Below are 1,106 nucleotides of genomic sequence, written 5' to 3'. Positions count from 1 at the left end.
ACCGCACCAGGTCCGCGAGCGGGGTGGTGGCGGGCAGGTTGCTCATCCAGTACCCGGTCGGTGCCGCTTCGTTTTCGCTCTGTTCGACGAGCAGGGTTCGCAGGGGCAGCACGCCGTCCCACCGGCTGCGTCCACCGGCCTGTTCCTGGGCGGCGCGGCGGGCGAGCTTGCCCGCTGGCCGCACCTGGAGCACGGCGAAGCGCGAGGTCATCGGGCCCTTGCTGCCTTGTCGCCAGGTCACCTGCTGGAACGATGTGGTGGCATCGACGACATCGGTCAGGGGCCGGGCGGCCTCGCGATAACAGGGCCGGGTCGGCGGCCCCAGCCCGCCATAGGGCACCTGATACGGCTCGGCCGCCTCCATCTGGACGATTTCCTTGGGATCGACGGCCACCACGTAGCGCCAGCCGCGGTCCTCCAGCGACTGCCGGAAGGAGACGCTGCGGCCGTAACCGGCATCGGCCACGATCACCGGCACCCGTCCCAGCCAGTCGGCCAGCCGGTCCAGCAGGCCCAGCGCCAGCCGGGACTTGGGCACATGCCTGACGTCCTCGGGCACCCCGGCCGCCTTGCGCCGCCGGGCATCGTCGGCCCACTCCCCGGGCAGAAACAAGTCCCACTCCAACGGGCACGACGCCGTGTCCGTAGCGGCATGCACACTGACCGCGACCTGGCAGTTGGCCCGCTTGCCCAGCGCGCCGCAGTACTGCCGGGCCACGCCGACCGACGCCTTGCCGCACTTGGGGAACGACACGTCGTCGACCACCCACACCTCGGGCCGGATCGCCTGGCAGAGCCGCTCGACGATCCGCCGGCGCACCGGTGTCCAGTCCCACGGCGACTGGCTGACGAACTGCTGCAGTGCCTGCATGTTCCCGTCCGGCAGCCGCGCGGCCATCGGCTGGATCGACTTGCGCCGCCCGTCCAGCATCAGCCCGCGCAGATAGCACTCGCCCCAGCCCCGCTGGTCCTTGCGCGGCACCGGGGCGAACACATCCGCGACGAAGAGTTCCAACTCCGCCCGCAGACGGTTCACTTCATGTGCGTCCACACATCCAACATGCTCCTGATCAGCCTCAACGAACAGACCTAACGAAGCACTACTA

At 69.8% G+C, this 1,106-nt stretch carries 1 protein-coding gene; it reads right to left on the bottom strand.

From position 1 onward, the window contains the following. Positions 1 to 1,051: IS701 family transposase (locus ACFV9W_RS39095; protein ID WP_385770883.1), on the bottom strand; the 1,051-nt coding region annotated here is incomplete at its 3' end. Positions 1,052 to 1,106: the final 55 nt, after the last annotated feature.

It is taken from the genome of Streptomyces sp. NPDC059897, from assembly GCF_042730865.1.
GTDB lineage: Bacteria > Actinomycetota > Actinomycetes > Streptomycetales > Streptomycetaceae > Streptomyces.
Note: the sequence above shows the minus strand (reverse complement) of the source record. Positions and strands in the feature narration are given on the sequence as shown.